The 23,775-nt window shown below is 73.4% G+C and carries 19 protein-coding genes and 1 riboswitch; of the genes, 2 read left to right on the forward strand and 17 right to left on the reverse strand.

Annotated features, from left to right (window positions below; genetic code table 11):
- Window positions 1-26: 26 nt before the first annotated feature.
- The 6 genes from folE to dacB all read right to left on the reverse strand — a co-directional run bounded on the left by folE (window position 27) and on the right by dacB (window position 7,105).
- Window positions 27-641 (reverse strand): GTP cyclohydrolase I FolE, encoded by a 615-nt coding sequence (gene folE / locus IE331_RS14705; protein ID WP_192144211.1) that lies wholly within the window; start codon window positions 639-641, stop codon window positions 27-29.
- A complete protein-coding gene (gene ftsH, locus IE331_RS14710) occupies window positions 638-2,728 on the reverse strand; it encodes an ATP-dependent zinc metalloprotease FtsH (RefSeq protein WP_192144212.1) in 2,091 nt (696 codons plus the stop codon). The genes folE and ftsH overlap by 4 nt, the downstream gene beginning before the upstream one ends.
- Window positions 2,729-2,842: 114 nt before the next feature.
- Window positions 2,843-3,394 carry a hypoxanthine phosphoribosyltransferase gene (gene hpt / locus IE331_RS14715; protein WP_192144213.1) on the reverse strand — a complete coding sequence of 184 codons (552 nt, stop codon included), beginning with the start codon at window positions 3,392-3,394 and terminating at the stop codon, window positions 2,843-2,845.
- Window positions 3,395-3,520: 126 nt separating this feature from the next.
- Window positions 3,521-4,534 carry a tRNA lysidine(34) synthetase TilS gene (tilS, locus tag IE331_RS14720; RefSeq protein WP_192144214.1) on the reverse strand — a complete coding sequence of 338 codons (1,014 nt, stop codon included), beginning with the start codon at window positions 4,532-4,534 and terminating at the stop codon, window positions 3,521-3,523.
- Between the two features lie 3 nt (window positions 4,535-4,537).
- Entirely contained in the window at window positions 4,538-5,626 is a 1,089-nt protein-coding gene (locus tag IE331_RS14725) for a zinc-dependent metalloprotease (protein WP_201931814.1), read from the reverse strand.
- A 42-nt stretch (window positions 5,627-5,668) separates the two neighbouring features.
- A complete protein-coding gene (dacB, locus tag IE331_RS14730; RefSeq protein WP_192144215.1) occupies window positions 5,669-7,105 on the reverse strand; it encodes a D-alanyl-D-alanine carboxypeptidase/D-alanyl-D-alanine endopeptidase in 1,437 nt (478 codons plus the stop codon).
- A 102-nt stretch (window positions 7,106-7,207) separates the two neighbouring features.
- Here dacB and IE331_RS14735 point away from each other — a divergent pair, with 102 nt between their 5' ends.
- On the forward strand, window positions 7,208-7,702 hold the full coding sequence (locus IE331_RS14735; protein WP_192144315.1) for an inorganic diphosphatase: 495 nt from the start codon (window positions 7,208-7,210) through the stop codon (window positions 7,700-7,702).
- A 24-nt stretch (window positions 7,703-7,726) separates the two neighbouring features.
- On the opposite strand, the gene IE331_RS14740 is transcribed toward IE331_RS14735, so the two are convergent.
- The 9 genes from IE331_RS14740 to IE331_RS14780 all read right to left on the reverse strand — a co-directional run bounded on the left by IE331_RS14740 (window position 7,727) and on the right by IE331_RS14780 (window position 20,382).
- Complete coding sequence (locus tag IE331_RS14740; RefSeq protein WP_192144216.1) at window positions 7,727-9,667, reverse strand: acyl-CoA dehydrogenase family protein; 1,941 nt, start codon at window positions 9,665-9,667, stop codon at window positions 7,727-7,729.
- Between the two features lie 43 nt (window positions 9,668-9,710).
- On the reverse strand, window positions 9,711-11,108 hold the full coding sequence (locus IE331_RS14745) for a C40 family peptidase (protein ID WP_192144217.1): 1,398 nt from the start codon (window positions 11,106-11,108) through the stop codon (window positions 9,711-9,713).
- Window positions 11,109-11,371: 263 nt separating this feature from the next.
- Window positions 11,372-12,421: a phosphatase PAP2 family protein gene (locus tag IE331_RS14750; RefSeq protein WP_192144218.1), complete on the reverse strand. Its 1,050-nt coding sequence runs from the start codon at window positions 12,419-12,421 to the stop codon at window positions 11,372-11,374.
- A gap of 29 nt (window positions 12,422-12,450) precedes the next feature.
- Window positions 12,451-13,452 (reverse strand): ABC transporter ATP-binding protein, encoded by a 1,002-nt coding sequence (locus IE331_RS14755; protein ID WP_192144219.1) that lies wholly within the window; start codon window positions 13,450-13,452, stop codon window positions 12,451-12,453.
- 2 nt (window positions 13,453-13,454) lie between these two features.
- Window positions 13,455-15,110 carry an ABC transporter permease gene (locus IE331_RS14760; protein ID WP_201931815.1) on the reverse strand — a complete coding sequence of 552 codons (1,656 nt, stop codon included), beginning with the start codon at window positions 15,108-15,110 and terminating at the stop codon, window positions 13,455-13,457.
- Complete coding sequence (locus IE331_RS14765; RefSeq protein WP_201931816.1) at window positions 15,086-16,183, reverse strand: thiamine ABC transporter substrate-binding protein; 1,098 nt, start codon at window positions 16,181-16,183, stop codon at window positions 15,086-15,088. Before IE331_RS14765 ends, IE331_RS14760 begins: the two co-directional genes overlap by 25 nt.
- Window positions 16,175-16,307, reverse strand: a riboswitch (TPP riboswitch). Its footprint overlaps the gene before it by 9 nt.
- A gap of 30 nt (window positions 16,308-16,337) precedes the next feature.
- Window positions 16,338-17,636 (reverse strand): MFS transporter, encoded by a 1,299-nt coding sequence (locus IE331_RS14770; protein ID WP_192144220.1) that lies wholly within the window; start codon window positions 17,634-17,636, stop codon window positions 16,338-16,340.
- A gap of 9 nt (window positions 17,637-17,645) precedes the next feature.
- Window positions 17,646-19,247: an SLC13 family permease gene (locus IE331_RS14775; protein WP_201931817.1), complete on the reverse strand. Its 1,602-nt coding sequence runs from the start codon at window positions 19,245-19,247 to the stop codon at window positions 17,646-17,648.
- Window positions 19,248-19,353: 106 nt separating this feature from the next.
- The gene (locus IE331_RS14780; protein ID WP_192144222.1) at window positions 19,354-20,382 is read right to left on the reverse strand and encodes an MBL fold metallo-hydrolase; all 1,029 of its coding nucleotides are present in this window, start codon (window positions 20,380-20,382) and stop codon (window positions 19,354-19,356) included.
- 155 nt (window positions 20,383-20,537) lie between these two features.
- Between IE331_RS14780 and IE331_RS14785 the strand changes: the two genes are divergently transcribed.
- Window positions 20,538-21,242 carry a GAF and ANTAR domain-containing protein gene (locus tag IE331_RS14785; protein ID WP_192144223.1) on the forward strand — a complete coding sequence of 235 codons (705 nt, stop codon included), beginning with the start codon at window positions 20,538-20,540 and terminating at the stop codon, window positions 21,240-21,242.
- A gap of 13 nt (window positions 21,243-21,255) precedes the next feature.
- Here the strand turns inward: IE331_RS14785 and IE331_RS14790 are convergent, their stop codons facing one another.
- Both IE331_RS14790 and IE331_RS14795 read right to left on the reverse strand, forming a co-directional pair.
- Window positions 21,256-22,836 carry an ABC transporter permease gene (locus tag IE331_RS14790; RefSeq protein ID WP_192144224.1) on the reverse strand — a complete coding sequence of 527 codons (1,581 nt, stop codon included), beginning with the start codon at window positions 22,834-22,836 and terminating at the stop codon, window positions 21,256-21,258.
- Entirely contained in the window at window positions 22,833-23,774 is a 942-nt protein-coding gene (locus IE331_RS14795; RefSeq protein WP_192144225.1) for an ABC transporter ATP-binding protein, read from the reverse strand. Before IE331_RS14795 ends, IE331_RS14790 begins: the two co-directional genes overlap by 4 nt.
- Window position 23,775 lies beyond the last annotated feature (1 nt).

The raw sequence follows: 23,775 nt of genomic DNA on the forward strand, positions 1-23,775 counted from the left end.
TGGCTCATCCCTGGCTCACCCGCGGCTCACCCGCCGCGGTGGATCAGGGCCATCGCCTCGGAGCGGGTCGCCGCGTTGTGCATGATCCCCCGGACCGCGGAGGTGATCGTGCGGGCGCCGGCCTTTCGGACGCCGCGCATGGTCATGCACAGGTGCTCGGCCTCGATGACGACGATGACGCCGCGGGCCTCCAGGAGCTCCATCAGCGCGTCCGCGACCTGCGTGGTGAGGCGCTCCTGGACCTGCGGTCGCTTGGCGAAGACGTCCACGAGCCGGGCCAGCTTGGACAGGCCGGTGATCTTCCCGGACTCCGACGGGATGTACCCGACGTGCGCCACCCCCGTGAACGGCACCAGGTGGTGCTCGCACATCGACCACAGCTCGATGTCGCGGACCATGACCATCTCGTCGTGGCCGATGTCGAAGGTCGTCGTGAGCACGTCCTCCGGCGACTGGCGCAGGCCGGCGGTGACCTCGGCGTAGGCGCGCGCCACCCGCGCCGGAGTGTCCCGGAGGCCGTCCCGGTCGGGGTCCTCCCCGATCGCGGCGAGCAGCTCCCGCACCGCGGCCTCGGCCCGGGGGATGTCGAAGTCCGGCACCTCGGCTGGGGCGACTCCGCCCCGTCCGATCGGGTCGGTCATCGCGTGTCGGGCCCCGGGTCGGCCGCCGGGCTGCCGTGGATGTCGCCACCCGGGCCGGGCGGGGTGATGACCATGCCGCCCTCCCGGTCGTCCCCCTCGCCGGTGCCGTCGCCGGTGCTGTCGCCGGGGCCGTGCTCGCCCGACCCGGTCCCGTTCTCCGACCCACTCTCGGGGGCCGCCCCCGGCGGCACCTCCACCGGCGGGATCATCGAGGGCACCCGGTCCGGCGAGCCGGTCCAGGCCGGCCGGGGGGAGCGACGGCGCAGGGCGGTGAAGACCTCGGCGACCTCGGCCTTGTCCAGCGTCTCGCGGTCCATCAGGGCCAGGACGAGCGCGTCGAGCACGTCCCGGTTCTCCTCGAGGATGTCGAAGGCCTCCTGGTGGGCGAAGGCCACGAAGTTCTTGACCTCCTCGTCCACGATCGCCGCGACGTCCTCGCTGTAGTTGCGCTGGTGACCGATGTCGCGGCCGAGGAACGGCTCGGAGTTGGACTCGCCGAGCTTGATCGCACCGAGGCGCTCGGTCATGCCGTACTGCGTGACCATGGCCCGGGCCAGGTTCGTGGCCTTCTCGATGTCGTTGCCTGCGCCCGTGGTGGGGTCGTGGAAGACCATCTCCTCGGCCGCCCGGCCGCCCATCATGTAGGCGAGCATGTCCAGCATCTCGGAGCGGGTCTGGGAGTACTTGTCCTGGTCGGGCAGGACCATCGTGTAGCCCAGGGCCCGGCCGCGGGGCAGGATCGTGACCTTGTGCACCGGGTCGTTCCCGGGCAGGGCCGCGGCCACCAGGGCGTGCCCGCCCTCGTGGTAGGCCGTGATCAGCTTCTCCTTCTCGCTCATCAGGCGAGTGCGGCGCTGCGGGCCGGCGATGACCCGGTCGATGGCCTCGTCCAGCGAGTGGTCGTTGATCAGCTTCTCGTTCAGGCGGGCGCTGAGCAGCGCCGCCTCGTTGAGGACGTTCGCGAGGTCGGCACCGGTGAAGCCGGGGGTCCGTCGCGCCACGCTGAGCAGGTCCACGTCCGGCGCCATGGGCTTGCCGCGGGAGTGCACCTGGAGGATCTGGTGCCGGCCGTTGAGGTCCGGCGCGTCGACGCCGATCTGGCGGTCGAAGCGACCGGGGCGGAGCAGGGCCGGGTCCAGCACGTCGGGGCGGTTCGTCGCGGCGATCAGGATCACGCCGCCGCGGACGTCGAAGCCGTCCATCTCCACCAGCAGCTGGTTGAGGGTCTGCTCCCGCTCGTCGTGGCCGCCGCCCATCCCGGCACCGCGGTGCCGGCCGACGGCGTCGATCTCGTCGATGAAGACGATCGCGGGCGCGTTCTCCTTGGCCTGCTCGAACAGGTCGCGGACCCGGCTGGCGCCGACGCCGACGAACATCTCGACGAAGTCCGAGCCGGAGATGGAGTAGAAGGGCACGCCGGCCTCGCCGGCCACGGCCCGGGCCAGCAGCGTCTTGCCGGTGCCGGGGGGCCCGTAGAGCAGCACGCCCTTCGGGATCTTCGCGCCGACGGCCTGGAACTTGGCGGGCTCCTGGAGGAACTCCTTGATCTCGCCGAGCTCCTCGATGGCCTCCTCGCACCCGGCGACGTCGGAGAACGTCGACTTCGGCATGTCCTTGCTGATCAGCTTGGCCTTCGACTTGCCGAACTGCATGACCCGGCCGCCGCCGCCCTGCACCTGGTTCAGCAGGAAGATGAAGATCGCGATGATCAGGATGAACGGGATCAGGGTGGCCAGCAGCGAGCCGATCAGGCTCGGCTGCGGGTTCTCGGAGTTCGACTCCTCGATGTCACCGGAGGCGATCTGGTCGTTGACCGCGCTGATGATCCCGCCCTGCTGCCCCTTGACCCAGTGGGCCATGACCTTGGCGCCGCCCTCGCGCTCCACGCCGTCGTCGAGGACGGCCTGGATCTCCTGGTCGTTGTCGACGAAGGTGATCTCCTTGACCTCGCCGGCGGCGATGTACTCCGACATCCGGGAGGTCGAGATCTCGTCGTACTCCTGGGGCACGGCGTACTGGAGGGCCAGCACCACACCGACCACGGCAAGGACGATCCAGAGCCACGGACTCTTGAAAATGCGCTTCACGGACTTCTCTCGGGACAGCCCAGAACGGCACTGAGCGGTGACCTATGTAGGGAATGACGGTACAGGGTCGCGGCAATCGGCTCGGGGGTATCGCGGGCTTCGGGAATGGGGGCCTCAGGAGTACACGTGCGGGGCCAGCGTGCCGATGTCGCGCAGGTTCCGGTAGCGCTCCTGGTAGTCGAGCCCGTAGCCGACCACGAACTCGTTGGGGATGTCCCAGCCGACGTACTTCGGCTCGACCGGCATGGCCAGCGCCTCGGGCTTGCGGAGCAGGGTGGCGATCTCGACGCTGGCGGGGTTGCGGCTGGAGAGGTTGGAGATCAGCCAGCTCAGGGTCAGGCCGGTGTCGATGATCTCGTCGACGACGAGCACGTGCCGACCCGAGATGTCGGTGTCGAGGTCCTTGAGGATCCGGACCACGCCGCTGGACTTGGTGCCGGAGCCGTAGGAGCTGACCGCCATCCAGTCCATCTCGACGTGCCGCCCGAGGCCGCGGGCCAGGTCGGCCATCACCATCACGGCCCCCCGCAGGACGCCGACCATGAGCAGGTCGCCGCCGGCGTAGTCGGCCTCGATCTCGGCCGCCATCTCGCGGAGCCGGCCCTGGATCTGCTCCTCCGTGAAGAGGACGTTCACCAGATCGCTCTCGACGTGAGCAGTGTCCATGCCGCTCAGCCTGCCACAGGGACCCTGGCCGCCCGCCGGTGGGCCATTCGGCCGCAATTGCGGCCGTTTGACACATTTCTGAGCCGATTCCATGTCACACGGCCGCAATTGCGGCTCTTCGGCGGGTCAGCGTTCGTGACCGGCCGGGGCGCCGCCCGCGAACACCAGCAGCCCGCCGACGCGCAGCAGCCGCAGGTGGCCGGGGAGGTCGACCCACTTCTGACCCCGCCACGCGGTGAGCAGCCGGTCCATCCCCGCGACGTGCTCGAGGAACAGCTCCGAGGCGGGCGCCCCGGCCGCGAGGGCCGCCGAGCGCAGGACGCGACGCCGGACCGGGGCCGGGAGCCCGCCCGTCTCGACGACGTCCAGCGCCGGGTCCCGGTACGCCGTGGGGGCCGGGCGCCGCACCCGGGCCAGCGCCTGGTCGGCGAGGTCGTCGAGCAGCTCCATGTCCGGTCGCAGCAGGTCGGCGGTCCGGGCCAGCGAGACGGCGACGCCGGGCCCCAGCTCCGCCTCGAGGACCGGGAGCACCCGGTGCCGGACCCGGGCCCGGGTGTAGGCCGGGTCCTCGTTGTGCGGGTCCCCCCAGACCGGGAGCCCCTCGGCGTCGCAGGCGGAGGCGGTGTCGGCGCGGGACACCTCGAGCAGGGGGCGTCGGAACACCTCGAACGCGCGCCGCATCCCGGCGATGGACCGGCCGCCGCTCCCCCGGGCCAGGCCGAGGAGCACGGTCTCCGCCTGGTCGTCGCGGGTGTGCCCGAGCAGGACGGCGGCGGCACCGAAGCGCTGCGCCATCTCGCGCAGCACGGCGTACCGCGCCTCCCGGGCCGCGGCCTCGGGACCCAGACCCGGGGCGTCGGCCCGGACCCGTGCCGAGACGGTCTCGTCGGCGCCCATCGTCGCCATCTGCGCGACCACGGACGCGGCGTGCTCGGCGGAGTCCTCCTGGAGGCCGTGGTCGACGGTGGCGCCCACCACCCGCCGACCGGCCCGGTGGCACTCGAAGACCGCCGCCGACAGCAGCGCCACCGAGTCCGCACCGCCGGAGCAGGCGACGAGGACGGGCCCCACCTCGGCCACCTCGGCCAGGTCACGGCGTACGGCGCGGCGCACGGCGGCGACGGCGGGGTCCAACGCCATGGGTCAGCCGTGCACCCGGGCCACCCAGGCCGACGGGTCGGCGATCTCGGCCTTCGAGGGCAGGTTGCCGGGCTCGGCCCAGACGGCGTTGAAGCCCTCCATGCCCACGTCGCCGACGACCCCGCGGACGAAGATCGCCCCGTCGCGGTACTGCGCCATCTTCGCGTCCAGCCCGAGGAGCCGGCGCAGGACCTTGTCGAGCACCCCGACCCCCTTGCGCCGCTCGGTGAACCGGCGCCGGATGTCGGCGACGGTGGGGATCACCTCGGGCCCGACACCGTCCATGACCACGTCCGCGTGCCCCTCGAGGAGCGACATCACGCCCGTGATCCGGTCGACGACCTCCCGCTGCTCCGGCGTGCTGACCAGGTCCAGCAGGCTGCCGCCGCCGCGCAGCGCCTCCGAGATCTTGGCGAAGCCGTCCTCGAGGGCCCGGGTGGGCTCGACCGAGCCGACGAGCGCGTCCATCTCCGAGAGCAGGTGGTCGCGCATCCACGGGACGGCGGTGAACTGCACCCGGTGGGTCTCCTCGTGCAGGCACACCCACAGCCGGAAGTCGGTCGGGTCGGCGTCGATCTCCCGCTCGACGTGGACGATGTTGGGTGCCACCAGCAGCAGCCGGCCGTGCGCGGCCGGACCCGACGACGCCGACCCCGACCGGCCCGAGGACCCCTCCAGCCCGTGGAAGGGGTCGAACTGGCCGAGCACCTTCGAGCCCATGAACCCGAGCAGCAGACCGACCTCGGCGCCGGTGACCCGGGACCCGATCATCTGCGCCACCGGCCCCGGCACGCCCTTCTTCTCGGTCAGCCGCTCCACGACCGGCTGCAGGATCGTCGCGAACCCCTCCGCGTTGGCGCGCACCCAGCCGGGCCGGTCCACGACCAGCACGGGCGCGGTGCGCTCGGCGGCGGTGAGCCCGGTGAACTCGCGCACCAGCGGCGTGGACAGCTCCGCCCCGGCGCGGAGCTCGGCCACCACGGCGTCCGCCTCGTCGCGGGAGACCTCCGGGCCCTGCCCGGCGAACCGGGTGCCGATGCGCACCGCGGTCTCCCAGTCCACCATCGTGGCCTGCTTCGGCTCGTCCGTCATGACCGGAACCCTACGCGGGCGGTCCGCACCCGGCGGCCCGGCTCAGGAGCAGCGGCAGTCGGCGAGGGCGGAGGCCATGTCGTCGAGGGCGGCCCGGGCGTCGAGGGTGTCGGCGAGCCGGACCCGGTCGGCCAGCAGCACGAACGTCAGCACGTTGCCGTCCAGGTCTGCGGTGACGCCGGCCAGGCCGTGCACCCCGCTGAGGGTGCCGGTCTTGGCGCGGACCCGGCCCGGACCGGCCGCCGGGACGTCGACGAAGCGTCGGGCGAGCGACCCGGTGAAGCCGGCCACCGGCAGCCCGGTCACCACGCCGCGCAGGTCGGGGTGCCGGTCGGACTCGGCCAGCCCCAGCACGGCCAGCAGCGTGGCGGGGGCGAGCCGGTTCATCCGGGACAGGCCGCTGCCGTCGCGGATGACCGCGCCCTTGAGCGGCACCCCCAGCCGCTCCAGCACGGCCCGCACTCCCGCCGCCGCGCCCGCGAACGAGCCGGCACCGGACTCGGCCAGCCCGACGTGGTGCGCCAGCACCTCGGCGCCCTCGTTGTCACTGACCGCCAGCACCCGCTCCACGAGCTGACGGACCGGTGGGCTCCGGACCGCCGCCACCTCGGCGCCGGCGACGTCCGCGACCCTGCGCGGCTCGGCGGTCACCTCGAGGCCGGCCGCCTCCAGCTCCTCGACGAAGGCCGCCGCCGCGGCACGGGCCGGGTCCGGCTCGAACCCGAAGCCGTCGGCCCGCGCCCCCTCGTTCACCCACAGGGCGACGATCGGCGCGACGACACCGTCGCCGACGTACGACGCGGGCCAGTGCGGGCTCGCGGTCGGCCCGCTGAAGAGGGAGTCGTCGTAGTCGAGCCGGACCCGGCCCCTCCCGTCGGCGAGCAGCGCCGCCGCCGTCTCGCCGGCCAGCGTGGCGAGGTCCGCGTACGCCGGGTCGGCACCCGAGCCGCTCGGCCGGCGGCGCAGGGAGGGGTCACCGCCGCCGACCAGCACCAGCCGGCCCCGGCCCACGCGGTCGACCCGGGTCTCGAAGCTGCGCTCGGGGCCGAGGGCCTCGAGCGCGGCGACGCCGGTCAGGAGCTTCATCGTCGAGGCGGGGGTGGCGGGTCCGCCGTCGTTGTCGAAGAGCACGGTGCCACCCGGTCCGGCGACCGCGATCGAGGTGTGCGGGCCGAGGTCGTCGTCGCCGAGGTGGGGACGCAGCGCGCGGCGCACCCGACGCGGGTCGGCCGCCCCAGCGGCGGCGGCCGCGACCGGGGTCGGCGCGGCCAGCTCCGGCAGGTCGAGTCCGCTCGGGGGTGCCACGGCGGCCGGTTCCGGCGGTTCGCTCCAGCCGAGTCGGCCGGGGACGTCGTACTCGAAGGAGGCGAACGCGGCGGCGAGGATCGCCAGCACGAGCAGCGTCGGCAGCCAGTACCCGAGGCGGCCGGGTCTGCCGTTGCGGCGACGCCGGGAGTGGCGTGTGTCACCTCGAGCCACGGCCTGGGTCCTTCCGAGTGAGCGTTCGGGGCCATTGTGCGCGAGGATGACCCTGACCCGCCGTCCGGGTCGCCCGATCGATCGAGTGTGGAGGCAGACGTGCTGGAGTTCGACGTGCTGGTGGAGATCCCCAAGGGTGAGCGCAACAAGTACGAGGTCGACCATGAGTCCGGGCGGATCCGCCTCGATCGCATGCTGTTCACCTCGACCGCGTACCCCAACGACTACGGGTACATCGAGAACACGCTCGGCCAGGACGGCGACCCGCTCGACGCGCTGGTGGTCCTCCAGGCGCCCACCTTCCCGGGGTGCCTCATCGCCTGCCGGGCGATCGGCATGTTCCGGATGACCGACGAGGCCGGAGGCGACGACAAGGTCCTCTGCGTCCCCACGCACGACCCCCGCCTCGAGCACCTGCGCGACATCAACCACGTCTCGAAGTTCGACCGGCTGGAGATCCAGCACTTCTTCGAGGTCTACAAGGACCTCGAGCCCGGCAAGTCCGTCGAGGGCGCCAACTGGGTCGGCCGGGACGAGGCCGAGGCCGAGGTGCTCGCCTCGATCGAGCGCTTCAAGAAGACCGGCGGCAAGCACTGACCCCACCCCGGGGGCACGGAGGGCTCAGTCACCCCAGGTGAGCAGCTCCGGGGCGCGCAGCATCTCCTCCGGGACGCCGAACGCGTCCACGAGGTCGACCGCGAGCGGGCGGATCTTGCGGCACAGGTCCGAGACCTCCCGCGAGATCGCCTTCGAGCGGGCCGAGCTGAGTCGGCCGTGCTCCATGAACCAGCCGCGGTCGGCCTCGATCGTGCTCAGCGCGTAGAGGTCCGAGAGCAGTCCCAGCGCCACCTTCAGGTCGCCGTCGTCGAGGCCGGCCAGCTTCTCCACGAACGCCTCGAGCACCAGCCGCTCCACGTGGGCCCGGGCGGCGCCGATGACGTGGTCCTGCACCCGGGAGAAGACCTCGCCGAGGTCCATGCCCTGGTCGACGCCGCGCTTGAGCCGTCGGGCGGCCCCGGCGAGCATGTGCTCCTCGCGGAACCGGAGCATGGTCAGGTGGTAGTCGGGGTCCAGCAGCCCGGCCTCCTGGTCCCACTCGTCGCCCCCGGGCAGGGCGTCCTTGAGCCGCTCCAGCAGCTTGTGGGCGCTGGTGCGCTCCACGACCGTCTCCACCGCGAGCCCGGCGACGAAGCGCACCAGCCCGAACTGGTCCATCTCCTCGAACTCGCTGGAGTAGTCGGTGAGCAGGCCCTTGGCCACCAGCTGGAGGAGGACGTGGTTGTCGCCCTCGAAGGTGGTGAACACGTCGGTGTCGGCCTTGAGCGCGTCGAACCGGTTCTCCGAGCGGTAGCCGGCGCCACCGCACGCCTCCCGGCACTCCTGGATCGCCCCGGACGCGTGCCAGGTCGCGAGCGCCTTGAGGCCGGCCGCCTCGGACTCCAGCGCGCGCCGGGCGCGCTCGTCCTCGGCGAGACCCGAGAACACCTCGTGCAGCCGGCCGGCCACGACCTCCTGGGCGAAGTGCAGGGCGTAGGTGCGGGCGATCAGCGGCAGGAGCCGCCGCTGGTGCATGCCGTAGTCGAGCAGCAGCTCCTCCCGGCCCTCGGAGGTGGCCTCGAACTGCCGGCGCCGGTCGGCGTACCGGGTGGCGATCGTCAGCGCCACCTTGGCGGCGTTGACGCCGGCCCCGCCGACGCAGACGCGGCCCTGCACGAGGGTGCCGAGCATCGTGAAGAAGCGCCGGTTCTGGTTCTCGATCGGTGAGGTGTAGGTGCCGTCCATCGTGACGTCGGCGAACCGGTTCAGCAGGGCCTCGCGCGGCACCCGCACCCGGTCGAACCAGATCCGGCCGTTGTCGACGCCGTTGAGGCCCATCTTCTGGCCGCAGTCCTCGATCCGCACCCCCTCGACGACGGCGCCGTCGCGGCGCAGCGGGACCACGAACGCGTGCACCCCGTGCCGCTCGCCGGCCACCTCGAGCTGTGCGAAGACGACGGCCGTCTCGGCGTGCCGGGCGGCGTTGCCGATCCAGTCCTTGCGGGCGGTGTCGTCCGGCGTCTCGATGACGAACTCCTCGGTCGCCGCGTCGTACGTCGCGACGGTGGCGAGGGCCTGCACGTTGGACCCGTGCCCGCTCTCGGTCATGGCGAAGCAGCCCATGAGCCGGCCGGTGACCAGGTCCTCGAGGTGGGCCTCGTGGTGCCGCCGGGTGCCCAGCTGCAGGATCGCGCCACCGAACAGGCCGAACTGGACGCCGACCTTCACCAGCACCGACAGGTCGCCGAAGGCGAGGGTCTCGAACGCCGCCACGGACGCGCCGATGTCGCCGCCCCCGCCGTACTCGGTGGGGAAGCCCATCCCGGTCTGGCCGGTCGCGGCCATCTCGATCACCAGGTCGCGCACGCGGTCCCGGTAGTCGTCGCGGTCGAGCCGCTCGGCCTCCTCGAGGATGCCGGCGTGGCGGACCAGGTTCGTGCGGACCAGCGCCCGCACCTCGGCGTACCTGCCGTCGAGGAGGGCGGTCAGGGCGGGGACGTCGACGACGGGCTGCTCGTAGGCCATGGCCTCACTCTGCCACCGAGGACCGCGGCGGCGTCCGGGACCGTCAGGGGCGGGCGAAGAAGTTCGGCGGGATCCAGTAGTAGATCGACTCCTGGACGACCGGTCGCCCGGTGCGCGGCGCGTGGATCATCTGGCCGTTCCCGATGTAGAGGCCGACGTGGTAGATCGACGACGGACTGCTCGAGGACCCCCAGAACACCAGGTCGCCGGCGCGCAGCTGGGAGGAGCCGATCGCGGTCCCGGCGGAGTACTGGCCCACCGAGTAGTGCGGCAGCGACTTGCCGCCCTGCTGCCAGGCCCGCATCGTCAGCCCGGAGCAGTCCCAGGCACCCGGGCCGGCGGCGCCCCACCGGTACGGCTCGCCGAGCTGCTGCTTGGCGAAGGCGATGGCGCGCTGGGCCCCGGAGACCGACGGCGGCGGTGGGGCCGGGTCGGGCTGCGGCGCGGGGGTGGGCTGCGGGTCGGGCTGGGGGCTGGGCTGCGGGTCGGGCTGGGGAGCCGGCGCGGGGGCGGGCTCGGGCGCGGGCTGGCGGTCGGGCTGGGAGCCGGCCGCCGATCCGCCGCCGGTGTTCGGTGCCGGCTGCGACGCCGCTGGGGTGTCGCCCCCCGACGCGCTTGCCTCAGAGGCGGCCGCGGCGGCGGCGTCGGAGGCCTGCTGCTCGGCGGCCGCGGCGTCGGCCGCGCGCTGCTGGGCCGCCGCCTCCAGCGCGGACTGCCGCTGTGAGGCCAGGGACACGGAGATGTCCTGCAGCCGGGCCAGCTCGGCGATCAGCCGCTCCTTCTCCCGGGTCACGGCGGTCGCCTCGGCGAGCGCGGAGCGCTGCTCGGACCGGGCCGCGTCCCGCTTCTCGGCGGCGGCCGCCTCGAGCTCCGCCGCGGCCGAGCGAGCCCGCTCCGCCCGGTCGGTGGCGAGACCGGCCACGTCCAGGGCCGCCTCGTAGCCGGCCTGGGCCTCGTCCATCGCCGAGGTCATGCTGTACATCGTGTTGGCCTGCTCGACGACGCCGTCGATGCCGTCCTCGCCGACCATCGCCGCGAGCGCGGTCATCTCGGGGGACATCTCGTACGCCGACGCGAGCACGTCGCCGTACCCGCGCTCGTGCTCGCCCAGCGAGGCCACGGCCACCGCGACGTCGGCCTCGGCACGTCGCACCTCGCGCCGCGCCTCGGCGAGCTGCCACCGGCTGGCGTTGTAGGCCTCCGCGGCCTGGGCGGCGCGGACGCCGGATGCCTGGAGCCGCTCGTTGGCCAGCACCAGGTCGGTCTGCACCGCGGCCACGTCCCGGCTCTTGGCGCCGGCCGCCTCCTGGGCCGCCGCGACCTCGTCCTTCGAGGGAGCCTCGCCGGGGGCGGCACCAGCCAGCGGGGCGGTCGTTCCGAGCAGCATCACCCCGGTCAGGACGGCCAGCCCGCAGCGGCGCCCGACGGTCTGCCTACGCACGTTCGGCTCCCCTTGTCGTCGTGTTGCCTCGGGCGACTTCCCTTTCGTCCGAGGCAACGTCAAGCACGCTAGTGCTCACGAGTCACAAGTGAAACAACTTTCACAACTTTTTTCGACTTTCTCGGCGCGTCGGCTTGACGAACCACGCTGTTGTAATTCGTCGAACTCGGACGAATCCGGACACAAGCGACGGGTCGGCGGCCCTGAGCCCGACGCAAACGACGGGTCGGCGGTCCTCAACCCGACACAAGCGACGGGTCGGGTCAGGCGTCGTCGACGGGGACCTTGGAGGTGGTCGTCGTCGGGTGGCTGGCCAGGCCGTGCCGGTCGAACTTCTGGCCGGACGCCAGGCCGCCGATGTAGAAGGAGATCAGCGCGATCGCGACCCCGGCGATGTCGTCGGCGACGTAGTGCCACCCGAAGTAGAGGGTGGCGACCACCGTGGTCACGAAGTTGAACCACAGCACCCAGTGCACCCACCGGGTGCGGAGGGTGTACTGCGCCATCAGGGCCACCAGCAGCGTGATCGCGACGTGCAGGCTGGCGAAGCCGGCCACCGACTGCACCGCCCCGTCGAAGCCGTCCCAGAACAGGACCGCCTCCCGCCCGTTGTACAGCGAGTCCATCAGCTGGGTGGTGCCGGTGTTGTCGAGGTCGTTGTAGAGCCAGGAGTACTCGAAGCCCGGGCCCAGCGTCGGCAGCGCGTAGTACGACGCGGTCCCCAGGCTCCAGGCCAGGGTCTGCGAGGTGGCGAACCAGTAGCCGAAGCTGATGTTGCGCGACCAGATCAGCCACGCGGTCAGCCCGAGCGGCACCATCGGCAGGAACGCCAGGTAGATGAAGGACAGGAAGTGGGCCACGACGCCGGTCCCGAGGACGGCGTGCAGCACCACCGCCGGCTCGCTGCCCAGGAAGAGCGCCTGGTCGAGCAGGTGCAGGGGGCGGTCGTACTTCTCGGTGCCCATCGCCTCCGGCAGGAAGGACTTCAGGTTCCGGTAGCTCACGTAGGTGATGTAGAAGCAGACCAGGCCCATGACGACGAGGGTGAGCCGCTCCCGGTTCCAGTGCGAGCGCCAGCGCTCGACCACCACGGGCCACATCAGCCGCGGCTTGCCGCGCGAGACCCAGACCGCCCGGGGCAGCATGTCCAGCAGCAGCGCACCGAGGATCAGCAGCGGCACCCGGGTGTAGGCCGGGCCCAGGAAGCCCTCGGGGTCCACGATCTGCTTGTCGAGACTGGTCGCGGTGAGCACCGCGAGCGACGCCATGAGCAGGGCGACTCCGAGCAGGAGTGCGTAGGCCCGGCGATACATTCCTGCATTCTAGGGACCGAGCGAAGGGCTCAGTCCATCGGGACCTCGGCCAGCCGCCCCGGATCGACCGCCAGTCGGACCCGCTCCCCGGGCCCGACGCCCGAACCGTGGGCCACGGCCTCCACCTCACCGACCCCGGCGACGTCGACGACCAGGCGGAGCGCCTCGGGCGTGGCCCGGGCCGAGCGGACCGTGCCCACGAGCGGACCGTCCTCGGCGACGGCCAGGGCGGAACGGCGCAGCGCCACCTGGTGCCCCGTCGGCAGTCCGGCCGCCGCGAGGACGCGGCGGGCCGGATCGCCGTCCAGCACGGACGCGTAGCCGAGGAAGCGAGCCGCCTCGGCGTCGGCGGGCGCGCGCCAGACCTCGCCCGGCGTGCCCTGCTGCACCAGCCGGCCCGAGCGCATCAGCGCGATCCGGTCGGCCACGGCGAACGCCTCGTCGTGGTCGTGGGTGACGAGCAGGGCCGTCGTCCCGGCGGCGACCAGGATGCTGCGCAGGTCGCCGGCCAGCCGCGAGCGCAGGCTGCTGTCCAGTGCCGAGAGCGGCTCGTCGAGCAGCAGCAGCCGGGGCTCGACGGCCAGGGCCCGGGCCAGCGCCACCCGCTGCCGCTCCCCACCGGAGAGCGTCGCGGGCGACCGGTCGCCGTACCCCTCAAGACCGACAAGCGACAGCAGCTCCTCGACCCGTCCCGCCGACTCGCGCCGCGGGCGGCGCCGGATCCGCAACGGGTAGCCGACGTTCTCCGCGACACTGCGGTGCGCGAAGAGCTGGCCGTCCTGGAACATCAGCGCGAACCCGCGCCGGTGCGTCGGGACACCGTGCAGGTCCCTGCCGGCGTACCGGATCACACCGTCGTCGAGCGGCTCCAGGCCGGCGACCGCCCGCAGCAGCGTGGACTTGCCACAGCCGGACGGGCCGAGCACCGCGAGCACCGCCCCCGCCGGGAGCCGCATCCCGACCCGGTCGACGACCGGGGTGCCGTCGAAGCGCACGGTCACGCCGTCCAGCTCGAGCCCCGTCTCCGTCATCCTCAGAACCCTCCCAGGCCCGGCACCCGGAGCCGTTCGACGAGCAGCATCACCACGGCGGTGGCGCCGGCCAGCACCACCGAGGCGGCCAGCGCCATGCCGAGGTTGTCGAGCCCCGGGCTGCCGATCAGCCGGAAGATCACCACCGGGACCGTCGGGTGCTCGGCGCGGGCCAGGAACGAGGTCGCCCCGAACTCGCCTAGCGAGACCGCGAACGCGAACCCGCCGGCGGCGAGCAGGGGCTGCCGCAGCGCGGCCAGGTCGATGCTGGCCAGGATCCGGAGCGGGGAGGCCCCCAGCGACGCGGCGGCCTGGCGCTGACGGTCGTCGATGCCGGCGAGCACCGGCACGATGGTGCGGACCACGAGCGGCAGGGCGACCAGCGCCTGGGCGATGGGCACCAGCAGCGGCGAGTCCCTCAGGTCGACCGGCGGCTGGTCGAGGGTGATCAGGAAGCCGAAGCCGAGGGTCACCGCGGAGACCCCCAGCGGCAGCATGAAGAGCCCGTCCAGCCCGGCCCGGACCCGCCGCTCGACCGTCGAGCGGGAGCGGCGGGTCACCACGACGGCGACGAGCAGCCCCATGGCGAGCGACATCCAGGTGGCGTCCACGGCCGTGCGCAGCGAGTTGCCGAGGGCCTCGGTGACCGGCACCACCAGCGCCCGCCCGGAGCCGGTCGTGCCCAGGGCACGGTAGTTGTCCAGGCCCCAGCCCTCACCCACCCGCAACGACCCGGCGAGCAGGGTGCCGAGGGGCAGCGCCACCAGCACCAGCGCGAGGGCCGTGGCCGCCAGCGCCGGGAGGTCCCCGCGGCCCGGCCGTGCCGGGGCCGGCGTACGGCGGTCGATCGGCGCCGCGCGTCGGCTCCGGGCCCGGTGCGCGACGACGAGCAGGACGGTCACCACCAGCAGCTGCAGCAGCGAGAGCGCCGCCGCGGCCTGGAGGTCGAGCAGGTTGTTGGTCAGCAGGTAGATCTCGGTCTCCACTGTGGCGTAGCGCAGGCCTCCCAGCACCAGCACGACCCCGAAGGCGGTGGCGCAGAACAGGAAGACCACGCTGGCCGCCGAGACCACCGCACCGCGCAGCGCGGGCAGGGTGACGGTGAGGAACACCCGCAGCGGCGCGGCCCCCAGCGCCGCGGCCGCCTCTGCGGGCCGCGGGTCGAGGGACTCCCAGCTGGAGCCGACGGTGCGGACCACGACCGCGAGGTTGAAGAAGACGAGGGCCGCGATGATCGCCACCGGGGTGCCGTCCAGCCCGAGCCCGCCCAGCGGCCCGGCCTCGCCGATCAGCTGCCGGAAGGCCACCCCGACCACGACCGTCGGCAGCACGAACGGCACCAGCAGCGCGGCCCGCAGGACGGCCCGGCCGGGGAGGCGCAGCCGGTAGAGCGCGTACGCGGTCGGCACCCCGAGCAGGAGCGTCAGCGCCGTTCCGGCGGCCGCCGACCAGAGCGTGAACCACACGACCCGTCGCACCCGCGGCCGGGCCAGGACCTCGAGCACCTCCCCCGGCGCGAACCGGCCGTCGACGACGAAGCCCTGCGCGACCATGCCGCTGACCGGCAGGAGGAAGAAGACCCCGACGACCAGCAGCGGACCCGCGGCCAGGCCCGCGAGCGTGAGCAGCCGGCTCAGCGGGTGGTGACGTCGGTCCACTCGGTCAGCCACTCGGCGCGGTTCTCGGCGATCTCGGCGGGGTCGACCGAGTAGGTCTCGTCGGGCTGGATGGCGAACCGGGCCCAGTCCTCGGGCAGCTCGGTCTCACCGTCCACGGGGAACACGTACATGTTCTCGGGCAGCGCGGCCTGCACCTCCTCGCCGAGCAGGAAGTCCACGACCTCCTCGGCCCCGGCCGGGTTCTCGGCGTTCGCCAGGACCCCGGCGTACTCCACCTGCCGGAAGCAGGTGTCGAGCAGGGCGGCGGTGGTCGTCTCCCCGGACCTCTCGTCGACCGTGAACGCCGGCGAGCTGTCGTAGGAGACCACGATCGGCCGCTTGCCGCCGCCCCCGCCGCCGGTGAAGTCGACGAAGTAGGCGTCGCTCCAGCCGTCGGTGAGCTTGGCGCCGTTGGCCATGAGGTCCTCCCAGTAGCCGGGCCAGTCCTCGCCGTACTCCGCAATCGTGCTCAGCAGGAAGGCCATCCCCGGCGAGCTGGTGGGTGCGCCGGGGACGACGAGCAGATCCTCGTACGCCGGGTCGGTGAGGTCGTCGAGCGTGGCCGGAGGCTCGAGGTCGCTGCGCTCGAACCAGGCGGTGTCGACGTTGATGCACACCGACCCCTGGTCGACCGGCGCCAGCCGGCCCTCGCCCTCGGGCACTGCGAGGTCCTCGGCACCCGGCGGCACCGGGGCGTCGTACTCGGCGAACACGCCGGCCTCGAGCGCCCGGGAGGCGAAGGTGTTGTCGACGCCGAACGCCACGTCGCCGATCGGGTCCTCGCCGGTGAGCACGAGCCGGTTGGTGAGCGAGCCGGCGTCCCCCGCGGGGCGGACCTCCAGCTCGAGCCCGGACTCCCGCTCGAAGCGACGGATCAGCTTCTTCGGCAGCTTGAACGACTCGTGGGTCACCAGCACCACCGTGGACCCGGGCTCGGCGCTCCGGTCCGGCGTCCCGGAGGCGTCCTCGCCGGACTCCGTGGCGAGCGTGCAGGACGCGAGCGCCAATGCGGTGACGGTGGTGATCGTGGCGCCGATCATGGATCGGGCCGTGGTCGTGAGACGACGCAACATGTTCCGACTCCCTTCGCCGGTGCTAACCGGATCAGGTCGTGAGGGTCTGCGGCGGTTCCGCACTCTCAGCTCCCCCGTGGCCGGCTCGCGGCCGTGGTTCGGGAGGGCTCCCCTGTCTGTGCCGATCAGGCTACAGGGCCCGTCGCGAGCGGCCTCAGGTCGGCCCCCGGCGCCCGCCGCCCCAGGCCACCGGGTCACGCGGCGGGCGGGTCCGCAGGTCGGCGATGAACAGCCGGCGGGCCAGCAGGATCAGCGAGCCGGCGGCGACGAAGAGCACGGCACCGGCCAGCCAGGCGGGGGCGTAGCCCACCTGACCCACGAGGATGCCGAAGACCAGCGGCCCCACGGCGCCGCCCGCGAAGGCGCCGGCCTGGACCACGCCCGAGGCGGCGGCCGGCCGGTCCCGCCCGATCCGGGCGACGGCGAAGAGCAGCAGGCCCGGCCAGGCCCACCCGACCGTGAAGGCGAGCAGCCCGAAGCCGGCCACCGCCCAGGCCTCGCCGATCGCGAGGCCCACGAAGCAGAGGGCCCCGGCGTACATCTGCCACGCCACCACGGGCAGGTTGCCGCCGGTGCGCCGGTCGGCGCGGTGCCCCGACGCGACCCGGACCACGATCGACCCGAGGGAGCCGGCCGCCATCAGCAGTCCGGCCTCGGAGGCGGTGAGCCCGACCCGGAACCCCCAGGACGCCACGAAGGCGCCGAGGGAGTTCGCCGACGCGCTGGCCAGCGTGATCGCCAGCCCGCACAGCACCAGCGGCAGCCGCGGCGGCCGGTCGGTGTCGGCCGGCGGTCGCTCGGCCGCCCCCTCGGACGGTGTGCCGGCCGTGGCGGGCACCGCGGGGCCTGCCCGACGCGCGGCACGCCGCGCGGTCACGGCCGAGCCGAGCAGGACCAGCAGCCCCACGACACCGGTGGTGAGGAACGTGCTCCGCCAGCCGAACGCCTGGCCCGTCGTGGGCACGGCCAGCCCGCCGAGCATGATCGCGAGCGGGATCGCCGACTGCTTGATCCCGAACCCCAGCCCGCGGCGGTGCGGCGGCAGGGCGCGCGCCATGGACAGGTTCGCGGTGGTCTGGCAGGCGGCGTTCCCGGCGCCGAGCAGCACCATGCAGGCCAGGAGGCTGACGGGCCCCGTGGCCAACCCGGCGACGGCCAGGCCGCCGGCACCGACCAGCGCTCCCGCGAGCGCCAGCCCACGGCGCCGGCCGAGCCGGTCCACGAGTCCGCCGCCGAGGACCGAGGACACGGCGGCGGAGGCGAAGAAGGCGCTGACGGCGGCCCCGAAGAGCCCCAGCCCCACCTCGAGGTCGGCCCGGATCCACACCGCCTGCGAGCCCAGCAGGAACGGCGGCAGCGCGCCCAGGGTGGTCAGCGCGGAGGCTCCCGCCATCAGCCGGGCGGACCGGGACGAGGCCGGTCCCCCGATCCTGGCTGGGATGCGGACTCTCACCGCTGCAGGCTAGATGACCAGGTCGAGCGCGAACGGGCCGACGACCACCGTGAACAGCGTGATCAGCACGACACCCACCACGTTGAGCACCACGCCGCCGCGCGCCATCTCGCTGATCTTCACCGCGCCGGTGCCGAAGACGATCGCGTTCGGCGGCGTGCCGACCGGCAGCATGAACGCGCACGTCGCGGCCAGGGCCGCCGGGATCAGCAGCGTGGTCGGGTCGACGCCGATCCCGACCGCGACTCCGCCGAGCACCGGGATGAAGGTGGCGGCGGTCGCGGTGTTGCTGGTGATCTCGGTCAGCAGCAGCACGATCACCACGACCGCGGCCAGCAGCAGCACGATCGGGAGCGCCTCGAGGCCACCGACCTGCTGACCGAACCACTCGTCCAGCCCGGTGGCGGCGACGGCGCCGGCCAGGCTCAGTCCGCCACCGAAGAGGAGCAGGACACCCCAGGGGAGTCCCTCCTCGGCGTCGTTCCAGTCGAGGGTCATCCGGCCCCGGTCGTCACCGGGGACGAGGAACAGGGCCACGCCGGCGGCGAGGGCGATCACGGTGTCGTCGAAGCTGTCCAGCCAGGCGAACCGCTCACCGAGGTCGCCGATGCTGGCCAGCAGCCCCGGCACGATCCAGAGGAAGGCGGCCGAGCTGAAGACCGCGAGCACGACCTTCTCGCCCCGGGCCATGGGGCCGAGCCCGGCGATCTGCTCGTCGATGAGCTCGGCGCCACCGGGGATCTCCTGCAGCCGGAACCGGAAGACCAGCCGGGTGATCACCAGCCAGGCGATCGCGATGAACACCACGACGATCGGCAGGCCCAGCATCATCCACTGGACGAAGCCGACCTCCTTGCCGAGCTCGGTGCTGATGTAGCCGGCCACGATCGCGTTCGGCGGGCTGCCGAGGAGGGTGCCCAGGCCGCCGATCGAGGCCGCCCAGGCGATCGAGAGGACCAGCGCCACCCCGAAGGTCCGCACGTCCTTGTCGTCGACGACGTCGCTCACCGCGCGACCGCTGCTGAGCTGCTCGCCGGCGTCCGGGGCGGCCTGGGCGGTGCCGTCGGCGCCGCGGTGGCTGTTCTCGACCACGAGGGTCAGGACGCTGATCGCGATCGGCAGCATCATCAGCGTGGTGGCGGTGTTGGAGACCCACATCGACAGGAACGCCGTCGCGATCATCATGCCGAGGATGATCTGGCGCGGGTGCGTGCCCACCCGCCGCAGGGTCAGCAGGGCGATCCGGCGATGCAGGTTCCACTTCTGCATGGCGATCGCGATCAGGAAGCCGCCCAGGAACAGGAACACGATCGGGTCGGCGTACGGCAGCGTCGCGTCGTCGATCGCGAGCGCGGTGAGGGGTGGGAACAGCACGATCGGGAGCAGCGCGGTGGCCGAGAGGGGCAGGGCCTCCGACATCCACCAGACCGCCATGAGGGTGGCCACGGCCGCCACCACCCGTCCGTCCCGGGACAGGTCCGCCCCGGACAGCGAGAGGTAGACGACGAGCGCGAGCACCGGGCCGAGTGCCCGGAAGCCCCAGGTGAGCGCCGGCGAGCGGGCCGGTTCGCGGTCGTCCGCCTCGTAGTCGTACTGCCCCTGCTCACGCACGATGCCCGACACTGTGCCTCCCGAAGTCCGAGTTCAGGGGACGCTACCCGGCGGCCCCGGGGCCCAAACCCGGCCGCCCGGCCGACCGGCTGCGGCCGGTCAGGCGTCAGGCCGGCGCGTAGAGGGTGCCGTCGTCGTCGGGCGTCGCCCGCAGCTCGCCCCGGGCGACGAGCAGGTCCAGGTGGGCGTGGGTCTCCAGCGTGGCCAGCGCCGCGTTGAACAGGTCGAGGTCGTCGAGCCTGCGGGCGTGCCGGGTCCACGGCAGCCGGCGGGCGACCGCGTACGCCGTGGCCGGCTCGTCGGCGATCGCCTCCCGGCACAGGTCGAGGCGCTCCTCGTGGAAGCGGAGCAGCTCGTCGATGCGGGCGTGGGTGGAGCCGGCGACCGGTCCGTGTGCCGGCAGGAGCAGCAGGTCGGGCAGGGCCCGCACCTTGGCGAGCGAGCCGAGGAAGTCCCCCAGGGGCTGGGCGGCCCGCACCGGCTCGAAGCCGATCGACGGGGTGATCGTCGGCAGCACGTGGTCGCCGGCGAAGAGCATGCCGGCCCCGCGGTCGGCGAAGACGAAGTGGCCCTGGGTGTGGCCGGGTGTCGCGATCGCCTGCAGGTCGCGGCCGGGCAGGGCGATCGTGTGGTCGCCGTCAAGCCAGGTGTCCGGGTAGCCCCACAGGTCCAGGTCGGGCGTCGCGTCGCGGGTGTAGGACGCCCAGGCGGTGCCGATCCGCGGGGCGCCGGCCCGACGGAGCATCTCGACGTGCGGGTCCTCGCGGTCGCCCTCCGCGTGGATCAGGTCGATGGTGGGCTTGTCGCCGAGGCCGAGCGAGACGTGCGACCCGAACTCGCGCCGGACCGTGACGGCCTGCGTGTAGTGGTCGCGGTGCACGTGGGTCACGAGGAACCGGGTGATCTCGGAGACCTTCCGGTCGATCGAGGCCAGCGCACTCTCCAGCAGGGCGCGGGACTCCGCGATCGCCCAGCCCCCGTCGATGAGCGTGAGGCCGTCCGCGGTCTCGATGGCGTAGACGTTGACGGCGCGTAGGCCGTCCATCGGCAGCGGGAGCGGGATCCGGTGCACGCCCGGGGCGACCGGGTGGGCGCCGGGCGCGGTCCAGGACGGGGCCGCGGGGGTCGGTTCCATCCGGCCCATCCTGTCAGGGTGCCGGCCGCGGGCGACGCCGGCCGTCCCGTCGCGGCGATTGGTCAGTCGCACTCGCTATTATCTCGGACCGCGGCCGCGCCGGGTCGCGCACGCTCGAGCCGTCGGGGGAATACCCTGACACCGGAGGAGAGTCGATGGGTGAGGGCCTGGAACTCGCGGAGCTGTTGGCCGAGGTCAGTCGTGACCTCGGTCGGGAGGCCGTGGAGTCGGTGACGTTCGAGCGAGTGGCGCACCGCGCCCTCGACGTCGTGCCCGCCTGCGAGAAGGCCGGGGTCGCCGTCCGCAAGCGCCGGCGGCGGATCGCCACGGCGGCCGGCACCCGCGACGCCGTCTCGGTGCTCGACGAGCTCCAGTGCCGGCACGGTGAGGGGCCGACGCTCATCGCCGCCTTCGACGAGGACCACTGCCTGGTGCCGGACGTGCCGGCCGACACCGCCTTCCCGACCTGGTCCCCGGCCGCCGCCGCGGTCGGCCTGGGCTCCGCGCTGAGCGTCCGGCTCGCGGTCGAGGAGCAGACGCTGGGCGCCCTGACGCTCTACAGCAGCCGGCCGCGGGCCTTCGACGCGACGACGGTGGCGCTGGCCCGCGTGTACGCCGCCCATGCCGCGCTCGCGCTGGCCAGTGCGAAGACGATCACCGGCCTCTCCGCCGCACTCGAGTCCCGGCACCTGATCGGGATGGCCCAGGGGGTGCTGGCGCACCGGTACGGCGTGAGCTTCGACCGCGCCTTCGAGGTGCTGATGCGATCCTCCAACGACACCAACACCAAGCTGCGCGACGTCGCCGCCGGGGTGCTGGAGAACGGGACGCTGCCGGAGCTCGAGCGGGAGGCCGGCTAGCGCCGGACCGGTCTCACCCGGCGAGGTCGCGGCGGCGCAGCCCGACCATGCCCAGCGCCCCCAGCCCCAGGCCCACGGCCAGCACGGTGGCGGCAGGCCCCACCGCGAAGTCCTCCACCGGCATCTCGGCCAGGTGCCAGAACGGCGAGAACGCGGAGAGCCACCCGGGCAGGTCGAGCAGGTTGCCCAGGTAGCTCTGCACGAACGCGAACACGACCAGGGCGAAGGCGGCCGAGCTGTAGCGCGGCAGCCAGCCCGTGAGGAGCACGGCGAGCCCGGCGACCACCAGCACCGCGGGGGTGAGCGCCAGCCCGGCGGCCGTGAAGGTGCCGAACGAGCTGCTGTCACCGGACGCGGCCGCGAAGGCGGCGGCGGTGGCCAGACCGATCAGGCCCATGATGACGACGGTGGCCACCACGGTGACCGTCAGCGACCCGAGCGCCCACCTGGTGCGCGACAGCCCGGTCGCGAGCACCGCCTCGGCGCGACCGGCCGACTCCTCCGAGCGCAGGCGCAGCGCCGAGGAGGCCGCGAAGCCGGCGGCGACCACCCCGAGCAGGCCGAACGCCGTGACCAGGAAGGCGCTGACCGGGTCGGCGCCGGTGCTGGCGAAGAACTCGGCCAGGTCGGGGTTGGCCGCGATCATGTCGTCGAGCTCGGGTCCGACCGACCCCATCAGCAGGGCACCGAGCACGAGGCCCGTGGTCCACCCGAGGATCGAGCCCCGCTGGAGCCGCCAGGCCAGTCCCGTGGCCGTGCCCAGCGAGCCGCGGGCGCGGGCCGGTCCGGGGCGCGGGTGCAGCATCCCGGCACCGGCGTCCCGGTGCGCGGTCAGCCAGACCGTGGGGCCGACGAGGGCGACGGCGAGCGCGACCAGCGGCAGCAGCAGCCACCAGCGGGCGGCGCCGTACGGCTGTGTGAGCAGCGCCCAGCCCAGCGGGGACAGCCAGCTCAGGGCGTTGTCGGCGACGTCACCGACACCGCGGACGACGAAGGACAGCGCCAGCACGCCCATGGCGATGCCGAGCGCGCTGCGGCTCGCGGAGGTGAGCTGCGCGGCGGCCGCCGCCACGCCCGCGAAGACCAGACCGACCGCGGCCAGCACGGTGCCGTGCAGGACCGAGCCACCCGGGTCGAGGCCGCTCGCGACCAGGACCACGGCGTCCAGGATCCCGATCGTGACGCTGGCCGCCGTGGCCACCACGGCCGCGGCGAGCATCGCGGCGTGCCGGCCGCTCACCGTGGCCCGGAGCAGCTCGGCGTGCCCGGACTCCTCCTCGGTGCGGGTGTGCCGGACGACGAGGAAGGTCACCATCAGCGCTACCGCGACCAGGCCGCTGACCGAGATCTCGTACGCCGTGATCGCGCCGACGTTGTCGAGCCCGTCCGGGCGGCCGCTCATGAGCCGGGTGGCGGGCGAGTCGGCCGTGCTGGCGTAGCCGGCCATCTCCTCCGGGGTCTCGTACAGCCCGGTGATCGCGCTCGCGGTGGCGCCCACCAGCGCGGTGATCGCCAGGATCCAGATCGGGAGCCGGACCCGGTCGCGGCGCAGGATCAGCCGGATCAGGTGTGGGGTGCCGGTGAACGCGTTCACGCCGGCACCTCGTCGCCGGACCGGGTCCGCTCCGCGGTCGCGTCCGCGGCGGCGACGTCGTCGCCGTACTGGCGCAGGAAGAGCTCCTCGAGGGTGGGCGGGTGCGCCGTCAGCGAGCGGACTCCGGCCGCGCTGACCAGCCGCATCGCCTCGTCCAGGTGGTCGGTGTCGACGTCGAAGGTGACCCGGTGGTCGTGGAACTCCGGGTGGTGCACGCCCGGGAGCGCGTCCAGGCCCCGCACGCGGTCGGCGGTCTCGGCGACGACGGTGGTGCGGGTCAGGTGCCGCAGGTCGGCCAGCGTGCCGCTCTGGACGGTGCGGCCGGCACGGATGATGCTCACCTTGTCGCACAGGGCCTCGACCTCGGCGAGGATGTGGCTGGAGAGCAGGACGGTGGCGCCCTGGGCGGTCGCCTCGTCCACCGACTGCTGGAAGGCGGCCTCCATCAGCGGGTCCAGCCCGGAGGTGGGCTCGTCGAGGAGCAGCAGCTCGGCGTCGGCGGAGAGGGCGGCGACCAGTGCCACCTTCTGCCGGTTGCCCTTGGAGTAGGTGCGTGCCTTCTTGGTCGGGTCCAGCTCGAAGCGCTCCAGCAGCTCGGCCCGACGCCGGTCGTCGAGACCGCCCCGCATCCGGCCGAGCAGGTCGATGACCTCGCCCCCGGTGAGGGTCGGCCAGAGGTTGACGTCGCCGGGCACGTAGGCGATCCGACGGTGCAGCTCGGAGGCCTGGCTCCACGGGTCCCCGCCCAGAAGCCGGGTGCTGCCGGCCTCGGTGCGGAGCATCCCGAGCAGGACCCGCATGGCGGTGGACTTGCCGGCGCCGTTCGGCCCGAGGAAGCCGTGCACCTCCCCGGTCGCCACGTGCAGGTCGAGCCCGTCGAGCGCCCGGACCTCGCCGAAGGTCTTGACCACGCCGTCCATGGAGATCGCATTCGTCATG

It is taken from the genome of Nocardioides donggukensis (assembly GCF_014842875.1).
GTDB lineage: Bacteria > Actinomycetota > Actinomycetes > Propionibacteriales > Nocardioidaceae > Nocardioides > Nocardioides donggukensis.

Excerpts from the sequence above, each read along its gene's own strand:
- IE331_RS14755 (WP_192144219.1), bottom strand. The coding sequence starts at position 13,452 with ATGACGGAGACGGGGCTCGAGCTGGACGGCGTGACCGTGCGCTTCGAC.
- tilS (WP_192144214.1), bottom strand. The coding sequence starts at position 4,534 with ATGGCGTTGGACCCCGCCGTCGCCGCCGTGCGCCGCGCCGTACGCCGT.
- hpt (WP_192144213.1), bottom strand. The coding sequence starts at position 3,394 with ATGGACACTGCTCACGTCGAGAGCGATCTGGTGAACGTCCTCTTCACG.
- IE331_RS14780 (WP_192144222.1), bottom strand. The coding sequence starts at position 20,382 with ATGGAACCGACCCCCGCGGCCCCGTCCTGGACCGCGCCCGGCGCCCAC.
- IE331_RS14785 (WP_192144223.1), top strand. The coding sequence starts at position 20,538 with ATGGGTGAGGGCCTGGAACTCGCGGAGCTGTTGGCCGAGGTCAGTCGT.
- IE331_RS14765 (WP_201931816.1), bottom strand. The coding sequence starts at position 16,183 with ATGTTGCGTCGTCTCACGACCACGGCCCGATCCATGATCGGCGCCACG.
- IE331_RS14740 (WP_192144216.1), bottom strand. The coding sequence starts at position 9,667 with ATGGCCTACGAGCAGCCCGTCGTCGACGTCCCCGCCCTGACCGCCCTC.
- folE (WP_192144211.1), bottom strand. The coding sequence starts at position 641 with ATGACCGACCCGATCGGACGGGGCGGAGTCGCCCCAGCCGAGGTGCCG.
- IE331_RS14725 (WP_201931814.1), bottom strand. The coding sequence starts at position 5,626 with ATGACGGACGAGCCGAAGCAGGCCACGATGGTGGACTGGGAGACCGCG.
- IE331_RS14795 (WP_192144225.1), bottom strand. The coding sequence starts at position 23,774 with ATGACGAATGCGATCTCCATGGACGGCGTGGTCAAGACCTTCGGCGAG.
- IE331_RS14750 (WP_192144218.1), bottom strand. The coding sequence starts at position 12,421 with ATGTATCGCCGGGCCTACGCACTCCTGCTCGGAGTCGCCCTGCTCATG.